This is a genomic window from Polymorphospora rubra, assembly GCF_018324255.1.
Lineage (GTDB): Bacteria > Actinomycetota > Actinomycetes > Mycobacteriales > Micromonosporaceae > Polymorphospora > Polymorphospora rubra.
The window spans coordinates 6,934,484-6,953,974 of sequence record NZ_AP023359.1; the positions used below are offsets into that span (position 1 = coordinate 6,934,484).

A 19,491-nucleotide genomic window follows, 5' to 3' on the forward strand; every position below is an offset into this window, starting at 1 on the left:
CCAGCCACCCCCGACACCGGCAGCCCCGACATCTCCCGCAACACCAGCGAATCCACCGACACCACCGGCGCACCAGCCTCATCAACCGCCACCAGCCGCACCGCCGACCCGTCCCGGGTCAACCACACCCGCAACACACCCGCACCCGAGGCATGCACCTGCACACCCCCGAACGCGAACGGCACCCTCGGCCCACCCCCGTCCACCTCGGACAGCAGCAACGCGACCGGATGCAGCGCCGCGTCCAGCAGCGCCGGATGCACACCGAACCCGGCCGCCTCACCCGCCACCTCATCAGGCAACGCCACCTCGGCGAACACCCCACCACCCGACACCCACGCCCTACGCAACCCCCGGAACACCGGCCCGTACGACAGACCACGCTCCACCAACCCCGAATACCAACCAGCCAGATCCACCTCCGACGCACCCACCGGCGGCCACGCACCGATGACCGGCTCATCGGGCAGGGCCGGCTCCAGGATTCCCTCGGCGTGCCGGGTCCAGCCGGCGTCGCCACTGTCGTCGGGCTGTGAGTGGACCGCGACCGTGCGGAGGCCGGCGCTGTCCGGCGCACCGACGCGCACCTGGACCCGTACGCCGTCGGCGGGCGGCAGGACCAGCGGCAGGCCGAGCGTCAGCTCACGTATCCGGGCGGCGCCGACCTCGTCACCGGCCCGCACCGCCAGCTCGACCAGTGCCGTACCCGGCACCACCGTCGCGCCGGACACCGTGTGGTCGGCCAGCCAGGCGTGCGACGACACCGACAACCGACCGGTCAACACGACACCGTCGCCGTCGGCGAGGCGCACCGCCGCACCGAGCAGCGGGTGATCGGCGAGGCCGAGACCGGCGCCGGTGACGTCACCGAGACGGGACCGGGCAGGCGCAGGCCAGAAACGCTGATGCTCGAACGCATACGTCGGCAGATCCACCCGGCGAGCACCGGCGTCGGCGTACCAACTCTGCCAGGTCACCGGGACGCCGTGGACGTGCAAGTCGGCCAGGGCGAGCAGCAGCGCGTGCGCCTCGGCCCGATCGCGGCGCTGCACCGCCACCGACGAAACGTCCTCGGGCAGCACGTCCGCGTTCATCGCCGTCAGCACACTCTGCGGACCGATCTCCAGGAACGTCCCGACCCCGACCGCCTGCAGGGCGGTGACCCCGTCGGCGTAACGGACCGCCTCCCGCACGTGCCGCACCCAGTAACCCGGGTCACGCAGCGTGTCGGCGTCGGCGACCGCACCGGTCACGTTCGACACCACCGGCAGCAACGGCTCCCGGAACGTCAAACCGGTGAGTACGGCCCGGAAGTCGGCGAGCATCGGGTCCATCAGCGGGCTGTGGAACGCGTGACTCACCCGCAGCCGACGCGTCCGCACACCGCGGTCGCCCCAGAACGCGTCAAGATCATCCAGAGCGGCCACGTCACCCGACACCACCACCGCCGACGGGCCGTTCACCGCCGCGATCCCGACCCGGTCACCAGACCCGGCCAGCGACTCCCGCACGGCCGCCTCGTCCGCGGCGACCGCCAGCATGCCGCCACCGGCCGGCAGGGCCTGCATCAACCGGCCCCGCGCCGCCACCAGGGCACACGCGTCCGCCAGGGACAACACACCGGCCACGTGCGCGGCCGTCACCTCACCTATCGAGTGACCGCCGACGTAGTCCGGCACGATCCCGAACGACTCGACGAGGCGGAAGAGCGCCACCTCGACCGCGAACAGACCCGCCTGGGTGAACACCGTCTGGTCCAACAGTTCCGCCTGCGGCGTCCCCGCCTCGGCGAACAACACCTCCCGCAACCCCTGCGGCAACAACGGATCCAGATACCCGCACACCTCGTCCAACGCGGTCGCGAACACCGGGAACGACGCGTACAACTCACGACCCATGCCAGCGCGCTGCGCACCCTGACCGGAGAACAACACCGCAAGCGGACCCCGACGTACCCCCGAACCGGTCACCACCGCGCCCGACGGCGAACCCGCCGCCAACGCACGCAGCCCGGCCAGCAGATCGTCCCGGCCCTCCGCCAGCACCACCGCCCGGTGCTCCAGAGCAGTCCGGGTCGTCACCGACGACCAGCCCACATCCACCGGACGCAGACCGGCGTCCCCGGCCAACCAGCCGGCCCACCGCCCGGCCTGGCCCGGCACGGCGGCCGCCGCACGCGCGGAGACCAGCACCGGCACCAGCGGCGGCACTGCGACGGCCGGTCCGGGGTCGACCACCGGCGGCTGCTCGATGACCACGTGGGCGTTGGTGCCGCTGACGCCGAAGGAGGAGACGGCGGCCCGGCGGGGCCGGTCCACCGCCGGCCACGGGGTCGCCGCGATCGCCAGGCTGACCGCGCCGGCGGTCCAGTCGATGTGCGGGGACGGCTCGTCCACGTGCAACGTGGCCGGGACGAGCTCGTGCCGCATCGCCATGATCATCTTGATCACACCGGCCACTCCGGCCGCGGCCTGCGTGTGCCCGATGTTCGACTTGATCGACCCGAGCAGCAACGGCCGGTCCGCCGGCCGGTCCTGGCCGTACGTGGCGAGCAGCGCCTGCGCCTCGATCGGGTCGCCCAACGTGGTGCCCGTACCGTGCGCCTCGACCGCGTCCACATCACCGGGCGTGAGGCGGGCGTTGGCGAGCGCCTGCCGGATCACCCGCTGCTGCGACGGACCGTTCGGGGCGGTGAGCCCGTTCGACGCACCGTCCTGGTTGACCGCGCTGCCGCGCAGGACCGCCAGGATCCGCCGGCCGTCCCGCCGGGCGTCGGACAACCGCTGCACCAGCAGCATGCCCACGCCCTCGCCCCAACCGGTGCCGTCCGCGGCACCGGCGAACGACTTGCACCGCCCGTCGGCGGCCAGGCCCCGCTGCCGGGAGAACTCCACGAAGGTGCCCGGGGTCGCCATCACGGTCACACCACCGGCCAGAGCGAGGTCGCACTCCCCCGACCGCAACGCCTGCGCCGCCAGATGCAACGCCACCAACGACGACGAACACGCCGTGTCGACGGTCACCGCCGGACCTTCCAGCCCGAACGTGTACGCCACCCGGCCGGACATCACGCTGCCGGAGTTGCCGGTGCCGATGAATCCCTCGGCCCCACCCGGCACGTCCATCAGCTGTGCGGCGTAGTCGTGGTACATCAGGCCGGCGAAGACGCCGGTACGGCTGCCCCGCAGCCCGGCCGGGTCGAGACCGGCGGATTCGAACGTCTCCCAGGACGTCTCCAGCAGCAGTCGCTGCTGTGGATCCATCGCGAGCGCCTCGCGGGGCGAGATGCCGAAGAAGCCGGGGTCGAACTGTGCCGCGTCGTGGAGGAAGCCGCCGTGCCGGGCGTACGAGGTGCCGGGGTTGTCGGGGTCGGGGTGGAAGAGCCGGTCCAGGTCCCAGCCCCGGTCGGTCGGGAATTCGCTGATCCCGTCCTCGCCGGCCACCAGCAGTGCCCACAGCTGCTCGGGCGAGGAGACGCCGCCGGGGTAGCGGCAGGCCATGCCGACGATGGCGACCGGCTCGTCGACGCCGGTGACGCGGACAGCCTCGGTGTGGGTGACGACCTGCCCGGAAAGCTGCCGGTGGATGTGGTCGGCGAGGGCGGTCGGCGTCGGGTGGTCGAAGACCAGGGTGGAGGGCAGTCGCAGGCCGGTGACGGCGTTGACCCGGTTGCGCAGGTCGACGGCGGTGAGCGAGTCGAAGCCCAGGTCGCGGAACGCCCGGTCGGCGGGGACCGCTTCGGCGCTGCCGTGCCCGAGTACCTGGGCGACCAGGGCGCGGACCTGGGTCTCGACCTGGGCCCGGGCCTCGTCGGTGGTCAGTGCGGCGAGCCGCTGCGCCCATCCGCTCGCCGTGCCGGCGGCGGGCCTGCGGGTGGCCGTGGATCCGACGAGTGCCCGCAGGATCGGCGGTACGGCCGTCGCGGCCCGCATCGCCCGCAGGTCGATCACCGCGGGTGTCAGGTTCGCGGCACCGGAGGCGACGGCGGCGTCGAAGAGCGCCGCACCGACGGGCGCGGTGATCGGGTCGATGCCGGAGCGGGTCATCCGGGTGCGGTCGGCGTCGGTGAGGCTGGCGGTCATGCCGTCGGTGTCGGTGTCCCACCTGCCCCAGGCCAGCGACACCGCCGGCAGGCCCAGACCACGCCGATGCGAGGCGAGAGCATCCAGGAAGGTATTGCCCGCCGCATACGCCGCCTGCCCCGGCGACCCCAACACCCCGGCAACCGACGAGAACAACACAAACAGATCCAGATCCAGACCAGCCGTCGCCTCATGCAACCACCAGGCAGCATCCACCTTCGGCGCCAACACCCGGGCCAACCGCTCCGACGTGATCCCGGTCAGCACCGCATCGTCCAGAACCCCGGCCGCATGCACCACACCCGCCAACCGACCGGACGCGGTGATGTCACCGACCAAACCGTGAACCTGAGCCCGGTCGGTGACATCACGCGCCACCACCCGCACCTCGGCACCCAACCCCGCCAATTCGTCGACCAAATCCCGCGCACCGGGCGCCTCCGGCCCCTGCCGGGAGACCAGCACCAACGACCGCACCGACCACACCGACACCAGATGCCGGGCCACCACCGCACCCAACGCACCCGTACCACCGGTCACCACCATCGTGCCCACACCCAACGACGGCACCGGGGCCGCCGCGACGGCAGCGCGGACCAGCCGGGGCACCCGTACGGCGTCGGCGCGGACGGCGAGCTGGTCGCCGGCCGCGGCGAGCAGCGCCAGGTCCGGACCGGTGAGGTCCCGGTCGAAGTCGGCAAGGGCGATCCGGTCGGGGTGCTCGGACTGCGCCGACCGGAGCAGGCCCCACACGGCGGCGCCGGCCAGATCGGTCACCCGGTCGGTGCCGCTGGCGGCGACGGCGCCCCGGGTGGTCACGACGAGGCGGGAGCCGGCGAGTTCGTCGGTGGCCAGCCACCGCTGCACCACCGACAGGACCTCGGCGGTGGTCGCCCGGACCCGGGCCGGCTGGTCGTCGCCCGGGCCGGCGGGCACGGGCAGCAGGATCAGCGCCGGCGCGTCGGCGCCGGCCCGGACCGCCGCGATCAGGTCGTCCAGGTCCGGGTGTACGGCCGGGCCGGTGAGCCCGGGAACCGCGGCGCCGACGATCGCCCAGTCGGTGTCGGGCAGTTCGACGGGGCTGGTCGGCTCGGCGCGCCAGCTCACCTCGAACATGGAGCGGGCGGCGACGGCCGCGGCGCTCGGGTCGGTCGTGGTCTGCTCCCGCAGCACCAGGGAGTCGATCGACACCACGGGGTGGTCGGTCCCGTCGACCGCGCGCACCCGCACCGTCGTGCCGGCCCGGTTCAGCCGGACCCGGAGCAGGGTGGCGCCCGTGGCGTGGACCTGTACGCCCTCGAACGCGAAGGCCATCATCGGGCCGGTCGGCACGTCGGCGGGGAGCAGGCCGGACGGGTGCAGGGCGGCGTCGAGCAGGGCCGGGTGGACCGCGAAGCCGTGCACGGCGTCGGGGCTGTCGACGGGCAGGGCGACCTCGGCGAAGACGGCACCGTCGGCGTCGGTCCAGGCGCGGCGCAGCCCCTGGAACAGCGGCCCGTACGCCAGGCCGTGCCCGGCGAGGGCGGGATACCAGCCGGTGAGGTCCACTTCGGTCGCCCCGGCCGGCGGCCACTGTCCGAGGCCGGTGTCGTCGGCCGGTTCGGCTGCGGCCACGATGCCCTCGGCGTGGCGTACCCAGTCGCCGTCCGGGACGCCGTCGGGCTGGGAGTGGATGGTCACCGTACGGCCGCCGGCGGTGTCGGCGGCGTCGACCCGGACCTGCACGCGGACGCCGCCGTGGGCGGGGAGGACCAGCGGGGCGGCGATGGTCAACTCACGGATCCGGGCGGCGCCCAGCTCCTCGCCGGCGGCCAGCGCCAGTTCCACCAGTGCCGTGCCGGGCACCACCACCGTGCCGGCGACGACGTGTTCGGCCAGCCACGGCTGCGCCGACGTGGACAGTCGGCCGGTCAGCACGACGGCGTCCTCGCCGGCCAGGCGGACGGCCGCGCCGAGCAGCGGGTGCCCGGCCGCGCCGAGTCCGGCTCCGGTGACGTCGGAGGTACGTCCGGCCGGACGCAGCCAGAAGCGTTCCTGCCGGAAGGCGTACGTGGGCAGGTCGATCCGGCGGGCGCCGGTGCCGGCGAACAGCGGGGTCCAGTCGACGTCTACGCCGGCGGTGAAGAGTTCGGCGAGGCCGGTCAGCAGCGAGCGTGCCTCGGGGCGGTCGCGGCGTTGTACGGCCACCGACGGGACGTCGTCGGGGAGCAGGTCCGCGTTCATCGCGGTCAGCACGCTCTGCGGGCCGATCTCGAGGAACGTGTCGACCCCGGCCGCCTGCAGGGCGGCTATCCCGTCGGCGTAACGGACCGCCTCCCGGACATGCCGCACCCAGTAGTCGGGGTCACGCAGCGTGTCGGCGTCGGCGACCGCACCGGTCACGTTCGACACCACCGGCAACAACGGCTCCCGGAACGTCAAACCGGTGAGTACGGCCCGAAAGTCGGCGAGCATCGGGTCCATCAACGGGCTGTGGAACGCGTGACTCACCCGCAGCCGACGAGTCCGCACCCCACGGTCGCCCCAAAACGCCTCAAGATCATCCAGAGCGGCCACGTCACCCGACACGACCACCGCCGACGGGCCGTTGACCGCCGCGATCCCGACCCCGGCCAACCCGGCCAGCGACTCCCGCACCGCCGCCTCGTCGGCGCCGACCGCGAGCATGCCGCCACCGGCCGGCAGCGCCTGCATCAACCGACCCCGCGCCGCCACCAGAGCACACGCGTCCGCCAACGACAACACCCCGGCCACATGAGCCGCCGTCACCTCACCGATCGAATGCCCACCCACGAAGTCCGGCACGACACCGAACGACTCCACCAGCCGGAACAACGCCACCTCGACCGCGAACAGACCCGCCTGGGTGAACACCGTCTGGTCCAACAGCTCCGCCTCCGGCGACCCCGCCTCGGCGAACAACACCTCCCGCAACCCACCCGGCAACAGACCATCGAACAGCCCGCACACCTCGTCCAACGCCGCCGCGAACACCGGGAACGACGCGTACAACTCACGCCCCATGCCAGCCCGCTGCGCACCCTGCCCCGAGAACAACACCGCCAGCGGACCCCGCTCGCCGGCCCGGCCGGTCACCGCATCCGACGGAGAGCCGTCGGCCAGCGCCGCCAACCCGGCGGCCAGGTCGTCGCGGTCGGCGACGAGCAGCACGGCGCGGTGGTCGAGGGCCGACCGGGAGGTCACCGTCGACCAGGCGACGTCCCACGGGTCCGGCGCCTGGCCGGTCGCCAGCCACCGCGACCAGCGGGCCGCCTGCCGGGGCAGTCCGTCCTCGCCCCGGGCGGAGAGCAGCACCGGCACCAGTGGCGGCGTGGCGGTGGCGACCGGCTCGTCGCTCTCGGCCTCCGGCGTCGGCTGCTCGATGATCACGTGGGCGTTCGTGCCGCTGACGCCGAACGAGGAGACGGCCGCGCGGCGCGGCCGTTCGTCGGCGGGCCACGGCTGGGCCTCGGTCAGCAGGGAGACCGCCCCGGCCGACCAGTCGACGTGTGGGGTCGGCTCGTCGACGTGCAGGGTGCGCGGCAGCACCCCGTGCCGCATCGCCATCACCATCTTGATCACACCGGCCACCCCGGCCGCCGCCTGGGTGTGCCCGATGTTCGACTTGACCGATCCCAGCCACAACGGACGGTCGGCCGGCCGGTCCTGCCCGTACGTGGCGATCAACGCCTGCGCCTCGATCGGGTCACCGAGGGTGGTGGCGGTGCCGTGGGCCTCGACGGCGTCCACGTCGGCCGGCGTCAGGGCGGCGGTGGCCAGCGCCTGCCGGATCACCCGCTGCTGGGCGGGGCCGTTCGGAGCGGTGAGGCCGTTGGACGCGCCGTCCTGGTTGACGGCCGAGCCGCGGATCACGGCAAGGACGCGCCGGCCGTCGCGGCGCGCGTCGGACAGCCGCTGCACCAGCAGCGCCCCGACGCCCTCGCCCCAGCCGGTGCCGTCGGCGGATGCGGCGAACGACCGGCACCGCCCGTCGGCGGCGAGCCCGCCCTGCCGGGAGAACTCCACGAACGCGCCCGGGGTGACCAGGACGTTCACCCCGCCCGCGACCGCCAGATCGCACTCGCCGGCGCGCAGCGCCTGCACCGCCAGATGCAGCGCGACCAGCGACGACGAGCAGGCGGTGTCGACGGTGACCGCCGGGCCCTCCAGCCCGAACGTGTACGCGACCCGGCCGGAGATGACGCTGTGCGCCCCACCGGTCAACCGGTAGCCGTCGAGGTCCCGGGTCTCGTCGCCGGCGCCGTACCCGGACGGGGACGCGCCGACGAAGACGCCGGTGCGGCTGCCGCGCAGCGCGTCGGGGGCGACACCGGCCTGCTCGAACACCTCCCACGACGCCTCCAGCAGCAGCCGCTGCTGCGGATCCATCGCCAGGGCCTCGCGCGGCGAGATGCCGAAGAAGACCGGGTCGAAGTCGGTGGCGCCGTCGATGAACCCGCCGGCGCGGGTGGCCGAGCGGCCCGGCGCCTCGGGGTCGGTGGCAAGCAGCCGGTCGAGGTCCCAGTACCGGTCGGTGCGGAACTCCTCGATGCCGTCGCGGCCCTGCGCGACCAGGTCCCACAGCCCGTCGGGGTCGCTGACACCGCCCGGGAAGCGGCAGCTCATGCCGACGATCACGATCGGGTCGTCGGTGACCGGCCCGACCGGCGTCCGGTCGGGGACGGCCTCGACCTCGTGCAGGCGAAGCTCGGCGGCCAGGTGCCCGGCCAGCGCGGCCGGGTTGGGGTAGTCGAAGACCAGGGTGGTGGGCAGGGTCAGGCCGGTGGCCTCGGCGATCCGGTTACGCAGGTCGACGGCGGTGATCGAGTCGAAGCCCAGGTCCTTGAAGGCGCGCCGGGCCTTCACCGTGTCGGTGGCGTGGCCGAGCACGGTGGCGGCATGCGCCCGGACCAGGTCGGTGAGGTGCCGGTCCTGCTCGGTACGGGGCAGGGCGAGCAGTTGCCGCCGCAGCTGACCGGCGTCGTCGGTGGCCTTCTCGTCGGCCGGTCGGCCGCGCAGCGCCTCCCGGGCCTCGGCGATGTCGTCGAGCAGTGGGCGCGGCCGGGCGGACGCGTACGCCGGGGCGAAGTGCGTCCAGTCGACGTCGGCGACGGTCAGGCAGGCTTCGCCGTGCTCGACGGCACGGCGCAGGGCGAGCAGGGCCGCACCGGGCTGCATCGGGTTGAGCCCACGGCGGCTGAGCAGTCGGCGGGCCTCCTCGGTGGTGGCCATGCCGCCCTCGGCCCAGGCGCCCCAGGCGATCGAGGTGGCGGTCAGTCCCCTGGTCCGACGCTGCGCGGCCAGTGCGTCGAGGTACGCGTTCGCGGCCCCGTACGCGCCCTGACCGCCGCTGCCCCAGACCGCGGAGATGGAGGAGAACAGCACGAACGCGTCCAGCGGCCGGTCGCCGAGCAGCGCGTCGAGGTGTACCGCGCCGGCGACCTTGCCGGCGATGACCTCGTCGAGGACGTGCAGGTCGGTGTCGAGCAGCGGGGTGAGCTGGGTGATCCCGGCGGCGTGCACCACCGCGCTCAGCGGGGCGACGTCGTCCAGCCCGGCGACCAGGTCGGCGACCTGCTCCCGGTCGGCCATGTCGCAGGCCACCACGCTGACCCGTACGCCCTGTGCGGTCAGCTCGTCGGCCAGTTCCCGGGCGCCGGCGGCGTCCGGGCCGCGCCGGCTGGTGAGTACCAGGTGCTCGGCGCCGTCGGCGGCGAGCCAGCGGGCCACCTGCGCGCCGAGCGCGCCGGTGCCGCCGGTGACGAGCACGGTGCCGCGCGGCTGCCAGCGGGTGACCGGCCCGGCGGGGCCGGCGGTGGTCCGGGCCAGCCGGCGGACGAAGGTGCCGTGCGGGCGTACGGCGAACTGGTCCTCGTCGCCCGCCCCGGTGAGCACCCGCAGCAGCGCGTCGGCGCCGGTCGGGTCGGCCCGGCCGGGCAGGTCGACCAGGCCGCCCCACTGCCGGGGGTGTTCCAGGCCGACCACCCGGGCCAGGCCCCAGACGGCGGCCTGTGCGGCGCTGCCGACCGGTTCGCCGGGGTCGGTGCCGACCGCGCCCCGGGTCAGGCACCACAGCGGCGCGGTGACGGTGCCGTCCTGAAGGGCCTGTACGAGACGGGTGGTGGCGGCCACCCCGACCGGCACGGTCGGGGCGTCGGGGTGGGGTCGCTCGTCGACGCCGAGCAGCGACACCACACCGGTCAGCGGGGCGTCCCGGTGCCCGGCGATCAGGTCGGTGAGCTGCTGCCGTGACGCGTCGAGCGGGTCGACGGTCAGCCGGCGCGGCTCTCCCCCGGCGGCGGTGACCGCCGCGTCGAGCAGATCGGCCCATTCGTCGGCGTACGGGGTGTCGGTCGGGCACACCACCAGCCAGCTGCCGACGGTCGCCGCGGGGCTCGGGGCGGCCGGCTTCCACACCACCCGGTACGACCACCCGTCGAGCACGGCACGCTGCACCCGGGCCCGGCGCCACGACGACAGCACGGGCAGGGCCGGGGCGAGGACGTCGAGGTCGGCGGGCTCCACGTGGGCGGCGAGCGCGGCGACGTCGGCGCGGTCCACCGCCGACCAGAACTCGACGTCCACCACGTCGGGGCTGACCGGTCCGGCGGCGGCCGGCGGCTGCCGCTCGGCCCAGTAGCGTTCCCGCTGGAAGGCGTAGGTGGGCAGGTCGGTCAGCGGGGTGGCGGTGGGAAGGACGGTGCGCAGGTCCACCGGCAGGCCCTGCGCGTGCGCGGCGGCGATGCTGGCCAGCAACCGGACGGGGGCGTCGTCGCCGCGGCGCAGGGTGCCCAGCACCTGACCGGTGGCGCCGGCGTCGTCGACGATCGCGGCCAGCGGCGGTCCCAGCACCGGATGCGGTGACACCTCCACGAAGGCGGTGTGCCCGGCCGCCACGGCGACCCGGACGGCGGTGTCGAACAGCACCGGTCGGCACAGGTTCTCGACCCAGTAGTCGGCGTCCATGCCGGTGCCGTCGACCCAGTCGCCGGTGAGTGTGGACACGATCCGGGTGTGCCCGGCCTGCGGGGTGATCCCGGCCAGCTCGGTCCGTATCCGGTCGGCGATCTCCGCCATGGCCGGGGAGTGCGAGGCGTAGTCGACGGCCAGCACCCGGGCCTTGATCCCGTCCGCCGTGCAGGCCGCCACCAGGTCGGCGAGCGCCTGCCGTGGTCCGGACACCACGACCGTACGCGGGCCGTTGTGCACCGCGATGCTGACGCCCTCGAGCAGCCGGGCGGCGGCCTCGTCGGCGGAGCAGTCGAGTGCCGCCATGCCGCCGGTGCCGGCGACCACGGTCAGGGCCCGGGCCCGCAGGGCGACGACCCGTGCCGCGTCGGCCAGGCTGAGCACGCCGGCGACGTACGCGGCGACGATCTCGCCCTGGGAGTGGCCGACCAGCGCCTGCGGGGTGATCCCGGCGTGCTGCCAGAGCCGGGCCAGGCCGACCGCGACGGCGAACAGCACCGGTTGCACGATCTCCGAACGGTCCAGCCACGACTCGTCCGTGCCGGTCAGCACCGCGACGATGTCGACGTCGATCCACCGGGACAGCTCGGCCTGGCACTGCGCGAGCGCAGCGTCGAACACCGGGCAGGCGCCGATCAGGCCGGCGGCCATTCCGGCGGACTGGGCGCCCTGGCCGGGGAAGACCCACACCGGGCCCGCGCCCGGCTCGGGGACGCTGCCGGTGACGACGGTCGCGGCGGGGGCACCGGCGGCCAGCGCGTCCAGCCCGGCGAGCAGGTCGTCGCGGTCGGCGCCGATCACCCCGGCGCGGTGCTCGAACACCGACCGGGTGGTGGCCAGCGACCACGCCACCCGCGCCGGCTCCACCGCCGGGTGCTCCCGCACGTACCTGGCCAGCCGGGCGGCCTGCGCGGCCAGGGCCGGGCCGGACCGCGCCGACAGCGGCCACAGCGTCACCGGCGAGGTGAGCAGGCCGGTGGTGGTGCCGGGAACGACGTCCTGCCCGGCCGCGGCCGAGGGCTCCGCGGGGGCGGCCTGTTCCAGGATGACGTGGGCGTTGGTGCCGGAGATGCCGAACGAGGAGACCGCGGCCCGCCGCGGCCGGTCCCGCTCCGGCCAGGGCCGCGCCCGCGTGAGCAGGGACACCGCGCCGGAGGACCAGGCGATGTGCGGGGACGGCTCGTCGACGTGCAGGGTCGCCGGCAGTACGCCGTGCCGCATCGCCTGCACCATCTTGATCACGCCTGCGATGCCGGCGGCGGACTGGCTGTGGCCGATGTTGGACTTGATCGAGCCGAGCCAGAGTGGATCGTCGGCGGGCCGCTCCTGGCCGTACGTGGCCAGCAGCGCCTGCGCCTCGATCGGGTCGCCCAGCGTGGTGCCGGTGCCGTGCGCCTCGACGACGTCCACGTCGGCACCGGTGAGTCGGGCGTTGCCGAGCGCCTGCCGGATCACCCGCTGCTGCGCGGGCCCGTTCGGGGCGGTCAGGCCGTTGGACGCGCCGTCCTGGTTGATCGCGCTGCCCCGCACCACGGCGAGGACCCGGTGGCCGTGGCGGCGGGCGTCGGACAGCCGCTCGACGAGCAGCAGGCCGACGCCTTCCGCCCAGCCGGTGCCGTCGGCGCCCGCCGCGAAGGACTTGCAGCGGCCGTCGGAGGACAGGCCCCGCTGGCGGGAGAAGCCGACGAAGGCGCTGGGGGTGGCCATCACGGTGACGCCGCCGGCCAGCGCCAGGTCGAACTCGCCCTGCCGCAGCGCCTGACAGGCCAAATGCAGCGCCACCAGCGACGACGAGCAGGCCGTGTCGACGGTCACCGCCGGCCCTTCCAGCCCGAGCGCGTACGCGATGCGGCCGGAGACGACGCTGGTGGCGGTGCCGGTGAGCAGGTAGCCCTCGTCGGCGCCGTCCGCCTCGCCCCGCTGCCCGACCCCGTAGCCGTTGGCCGCGGTGCCGACGAACACGCCGACCTTCTGCCCGCGCACGGAGGACGGGGCGATACCGGCGCTCTCGAACGCCTCCCACGAGGTCTCCAGCAGCAGCCGCTGCTGCGGGTCCATCGCCGTGGCCTCACGCGGGGCGATGCCGAAGAAGTCGGCGTCGAACTCGGCGGCCCCGTAGAGGAAGCCGCCCTGCTGCGTGGCCGACCTGGCCGCCTGGCCGTCCGACGAGCCGGACAGGTCGTCCAGGTCCCAGCCCCGGTCGGCGGGGAAACCGCCGATGGCGTCCCCACCGGAGGCGACGAGGTCCCAGAGCTGGTCGGGCGACGACACACCGCCGGGGTAGCGGCAGGACATCGCCACGATGGCGATCGGCTCGCGGGCGGCCGCCGTCAGCTGCTCGTTGAGCTGCTTGAGTCGACCCGTCTCCTTGAGCGAAGCGCGAAGAGCCTCGACGACCTGGTTTCCAGACGTGGACATCATGTTCTCCGTACGTGGGACAGGGTCAGGACTCGGATCCGTCGAGAGCCAGCCTGATCAGGCTGTCGGTGTCCATCTCGTCGATGAGGTCGAGGGAGTCGTCGGTGGTCGCCGGGACGTCGTCGCCGTCGGTCAGCTTCAGCAGCAGGTCCAGCAGTCCGGCCTCCCGAATGCGGGCCAGCGGGATGGTGGCGAGGGCCTGCCGGACCGCCACCTCCGCCGGGTCGGCCGGCGCCTCCGCGTACGACTCGGGCACCAGTTCCCGGCCGAGGTGGCTGGCGAGGGCCACCGGGTCGGGGTGGTCGAACACGAGGGTGGTGGTCAGTGCCAGGCCGGTGGCCCGGGCGAGCCGGTTGCGCAGCTCGACCGCGGTGAGCGAGTCGAACCCGAGTTCCTTGAAGGCGCGCTGCGGCTTGACCTTCCCGGTGTCGGCGTGGCCGAGGACGGCGGCGGCGTGGGTGCGGACCAGTTCGGTGAGGAGCTTGTCCCGCTCGGCGGCGGCCAACGGAAGCAACCGCTCCCGCAGGTCGGTGCCTCCGTCGGGCGACTCGTCGGCCGCCTCGTGCAGGGCCTGCCGTGCCTCGGGCAGTTCGGCGAGCAGCGGACGGGGGCGGGCCGAGGCGTACGCCGGGGCGAAGGTCGCCCAGTCGACGTCGACCACGGTCCGGCCCGACTCCGGCTGTCCGACGGCGACCCGCAGCGCGTGCAGGGCCTCGGCCGGCGGCATGACGGTCAGGCCCCGGCGGGACAGCATCCGCTGGGCCTCGTCGGTGGCCATGCCGCCGTCGGCCCACGGCCCCCACGCCACGGAGGTGGCGGCCAGGCCCCGGGCGCGCCGCCGTTCGGCGAGCCCGTCGAGGAACGCGTTGCCGGCCGCGTAGCCGGCCTGCCCGCCACTGCCCCAGATGCCGGCGATCGAGGCGAACATGACGAAGGCGTCCAGCGGCCGGTCGCCGAGCAGTGCGTCCAGGTGGACCGCGCCGGCGACCTTGCCGCCCACCACCTCGGCCAGTGCGGCCAGGTCGGTGTCCACGATCGGGCTGAGCTGGTTGGTGCCGGCGGCGTGCACGACGGCGGTCAGCGGGATGTCCTCGTCGAGGCCGGCGAGCAGGGCGGCGACGGCGGACCGGTCGGCCACGTCGCAGGCCACGACCGAGACGCGTACGCCGTGCGCGCCGAGTTCGGCGCGCAGTTCGGTCGCGCCCGGCGCCGATTCGCCGCGCCGGCTGGTGAGGACGATGTGCTCGGCGCCGTTGGCGGCCACCCAGCGGGCCACGTGGGCGCCGAGGGCGCCGGTCCCGCCGGTGATCAGGACGGTGCCCCGGGGCTGCCACCGCTGCGCGGCGTCGGGTGCGGCCGGCGCCGACCGGACGAGGCGGCGGGCGTAAACGCCGGTGGGTCGGACCGCGAGCTGGTCCTCGTCACCGGCTCCGGTGAGCGCCCGGACCAAACGGTCCCCGGCGGTCGGGTCGGTCGGGTCCGCCGGTAGGTCGATCAGGCCGCCCCAGAGCTGCGGGTGTTCCAGCCCGACGACCCGGCCCAGGCCCCAGAGCCCGGCCTGCCCGGCGCTGTCGACCGCGTCGCCGTCGCCGGTGGCGACCGCCGCCCTGGTGGCGCACCACAGCCGGGCCGGCACCCCGACGTCGTGCAGGGCCTGGACCAGCAGCATCGTGGCGGCCGTCCCGGCGGGTACGGCCGGGTGACGCGGGTGGGGCCGGTCCCGCAGGCCGAGCAGCGAGAGTACCCGGGTGTCCGGCCGGTCGGCGAGTGCGGCGGTCAACTCGCCGGCGAGGGTGTCCCGGTCGACGGTGTCGACGTCGACGGTCAGCCGGCGCACCGTGCCACCGGCCGCACTCAATGCCGCGTCGACGGTGTCGGCGTGCCGGTCGGCGAGCGGGTCGTCGGCCGGCTGCACCAGCAGCCACCCCCCAACCGGGGCACCGGCGGCGGGTTCGACGGGCCGCCACACCACCCGGTACGACCAGGTGTCCACGGTGGAGCGCCGCTGCCGGGCGCGCCGCCAGGAGGTGAGTACCGGCAGGGCGGGGGCGAGCCGATCGGCCTCGTCGCCGAGTTGTGCGGCGAGGGCGGTGAGGTCGGCTCGTTCCACGGCCGACCAGAACTCGGCGTCGGCGTCGTCCGGTGCCGAGGTCGGGCGGACCGTCGCGTCAGGCCAGTAGCGCCGGTGCTGGAAGGCGTATGTGGGCAGGTCGACCCGGCGGGCACCGCCCGCCCCGGGGTCGGCGGTTCCGGTCGCCGCCGCGGCGAACCACCGGGTCCAGGTGATCGGGACGCCGTGCACGTGCAGTTCGGCCAGGGCGTGCAGCAGTGCGTGGGCCTCGGGCCGGTCCTTGCGCAGCGTCGCCACCGATGAGACGTCCTCGTCGGGCAGCAGGTCCGCGTTCATCGCGGTCAGCACACTCTGCGGACCGACCTCGAGAAACGTGTCGACCCCGGCCGCGCGCAGGGCGGTGACCCCGTCGGCGTAGCGGACCGCCTCCCGCACGTGCCGCACCCAGTAGTCGGGGTCGCGCAGCGTGTCAGTGTCGGCGACCGCACCGGTCACGTTCGACACGACCGGCAGCAGCGGCTCCCGGAACGTCAAACCGTCGAGCACAGCCCGGAACTCGGCCAGCATCGGCTCCATCAACGGGCTGTGGAACGCATGACTCACCCGCAACCGACGGGTCCGCACCCCCTGCCCGACCAGAACGCCTCGACCCCGTCCAAAGCATCGATTGCCCCGGAGACGACCACGGCCGACGGTCCGTTGACCGCCGCGACCCCGACCCCGGCCAGTCCGGCCAGGGACTCCCGCACCGCCGCCTCATCAGCCGCGACAGCGAGCATCCCGCCACCGGCCGGCAGGGCCTGCATCAACCGACCCCGCGCCGCCACCAGAGCACACGCGTCCGCCAGCGACAACACCCCGGCCACATGAGCAGCCGTCACCTCACCGATCGAGTGACCACCGACGTAGTCCGGCACGACACCGAACGACTCCATCAGCCGGAACAACGCCATTTCGACCGCGAACAGACCCGCCTGGGTGAACACGGTCTGGTCCAGCAGTTCCGCCTGCGGCGTCCCCGCCTCGGCGAACAGCACCTCCCGCAACCCCTGCGGCAACAACCCGTCCAGGTGACCGCACACCTCGTCCAACGCGCCCGCGAACACCGGGAACGACGCGTACAACTCACGACCCATACCGGCCCGCTGCGCACCCTGACCCGAGAACAACACCGCCAGCTGGCCACGCCGCGTCGCCTCGCCGGTGATGACCGCACCGGACGGAACACCGGACGCCAGACCACGCAGCCCGGCCAGCAGGTCCGCACGGTCCTCGGCGAGCAGTACCGCCCGGTGCGGCAGGGCGGTCCGGTGCACCACGGACGACCAGGCGACATCGAGCGGGCGCGGGTCGGCGTCGCCGGCGAACCAGGTGGCCCAGCGGTCCGCCTGGGCCACGACGGCGTCCTCCTCGCGGGCCGACAGCAGCACCGGCACCGGCGGCGGCGGCGGCACGGCGTCGACCGGGTCGGCGGTGGCGGCCGGCGGCTGCTCGATGATGACGTGGGCGTTGGTGCCGGAGATGCCGAACGACGACACGGCCGCCCGCCGCGGCCGATCCACTACCGGCCACGGGGTCGCCTTGGTGGCAAGCGCGACCGCCCCGGCGGTCCAGTCGATGTGCGGGGACGGCTCGTCCACGTGCAGGGTCGGCGGGACGAGCCCGTGCCGCATCGCCATGATCATCTTGATGATCCCGGCAACGCCGGCGGCGGCCTGGGTATGGCTGATGTTCGACTTGATCGAGCCGAGCAGCAGCGGCCGGTCGGCGGGCCGGTCCTGGCCGTACGTGGCCAGCAGTGCCTGTGCCTCGATCGGGTCGCCCAGGGTCGTGCCGGTGCCGTGCGCCTCGACCGCATCCACGTCGGCCGGCGTGAGGCGGGCGCTGGCCAGCGCCTGCCGGATGACCCGCTGCTGGGCAGGGCCGTTGGGGGCGGTGAGTCCGTTGGACGCACCGTCCTGGTTGATCGCGCTGCCGCGCACGACGGCGAGGATGCGGTGGCCGTTGCGCTGGGCGTCGGAGAGCCGCTCCACCAGCAGCATGCCGACGCCCTCGCCCCAACCGGTGCCGTCAGCGGCGGCGGCGAACGACTTGCACCGCCCGTCGGCGGCCAGACCACGCTGGCGGGAGAACCCGATGAAGGCGGTCGGGGTGGCCATCACGGTGACACCACCGGCGAGAGCGAGGTCGCACTCCCCCGACCGCAACGCCTGCGCCGCCAGGTGCAACGCCACCAACGACGACGAGCAGGCCGTGTCGACGGTCACCGCCGGACCTTCCAGCCCGAACGCGTACGCGACCCGGCCGGAGGCCACGCTGCCCGCCGTGCCGTTGACGAGGTAGCCCTCCAGTTCCTCGGGTACGGCGCCGAGGCGGCCGGCGTAGTCGTGGTGGATCAGACCGGCGAAGACACCGGTGGTAGCGGCCGTTTCGGCAGGGTCGATGCCGGCGTGTTCGAACGCCTCCCACGACGTCTCCAACAACAACCGCTGCTGCGGATCCATCGCCAACGCCTCACGCGGCGAAATCCCGAAGAACCCCGCATCGAACTCCGCCGCATCCAACAGGAACGCACCCTGCCGCGTCGTCGACGTACCCGCCCGATCCGCATCCGGGTCATACAACGCGTCAAGATCCCAACCACGATCCGTCGGAAACCCACCCACCGCATCACCACCAGAAACCACCAGATCCCACAACCGATCCGGCGACGACACCCCACCCGGAAAACGACACGCCATACCCACAATCGCCACCGGCTCATCAACCCCGACCGCCGCCGCGACCACCCGCTCCCCACCACCACCAGCAAGCCCAAGCTCCCCAAACAAATACTCAGCCAACCGAACCGGCGTCGGATAGTCGAACACCAACGTCGCCGGCAACCGCAACCCCGTCACCGACCCCAACCGATTACGCAACTCCACCGACGTCAACGAATCAAAACCAAGCTCCCGAAACGCCCGACCCGCCGACACCCCCGACACCGACCCATGCCCCAACACCGCCGCCGCCTGCCCACACACCAACTCCGTCAACAACCGACGCGCATCCACCCCCGACACACCCGACAACCGATCCCGCCACGACGAACCACCCGCCGCGACCGAACCCGCCACCCGCCGACCACCCGACCGCACCAGACCACGCAACACCACCGGCACCGACCCGACAGCACCGGTGACCCGAAGGTTCGCGGCCACCGGCACCGCCGGCACCGCCGCGACAGCCGCGTCGAAAAGCTCCGCGCCAGCCGCCTCGGAGAGCGGGGTCATGCCGATCCGGGACAACCGCCGCCGGTCGTCGGCGTCAAGCTGACCGGTCATGCCGCCGGTGGTGGCCCACATGCCCCAGGCGACACTGGTCGCCGGCAGGCCAAGCTGGCGACGGTGAATGGCGAGGGCGTCGAGGAACGCGTTCGCCGCCGCGTAGTTGCCCTGCCCCGGCGAACCCAGGGTCGCGGCGATCGACGAGAACACCACGAACGCCGCCAGATCCAGCCCTTGAGTGGCCCGGTGCAACGCCCAACCACCGTCGACCTTCGGCCCCAGCACCGCGCCGACCGCCTCATCGGTCAGCGAGGTGATGGTGGCGTCGGCGATCACACCAGCGGTGTGCACGACCGCCGTCAACGGATGCGCCGGATCGACCCCGGCAACCAGCGCCGTGACCTGTTGTGGGTCGGACACGTCCACCGACACCGTCGTCACGGTCGCGCCGGCACCGGTCAGGTCGGCCACCAGCGCGGCGTAGCCGTCCGGGCCGCTCTGGTCGGGGAGGCTGCGGGAGGCCAGGAGCAGGTGCCGGGCCTGCCCGGTCGCCACCAGATGCCGGGCCACCACACCAGCCAGAGCACCCGACGCACCCGTGACAAGCACCGTCCCGTCCGGGTCGACCGGCGCCGGAACCTGAACCACAACCTTGCCCACATGACGGGCCTGACTCATGAAC

The 19,491-nt window shown here is 74.0% G+C and carries 2 pseudogenes; both read right to left on the bottom strand.

The annotated features are described in order from the left end of the window. Nucleotides 1–86: 86 nt before the first annotated feature. Nucleotides 87–587 (bottom strand): annotated as a pseudogene (locus Prubr_RS38375) (polyketide synthase dehydratase domain-containing protein); the annotation flags it as partial. After that, nucleotides 585–19,424, bottom strand: a pseudogene (locus Prubr_RS30660) (type I polyketide synthase); the annotation flags it as partial. The pseudogenes Prubr_RS30660 and Prubr_RS38375, both read right to left, overlap by 3 nt. Nucleotides 19,425–19,491 lie beyond the last annotated feature (67 nt).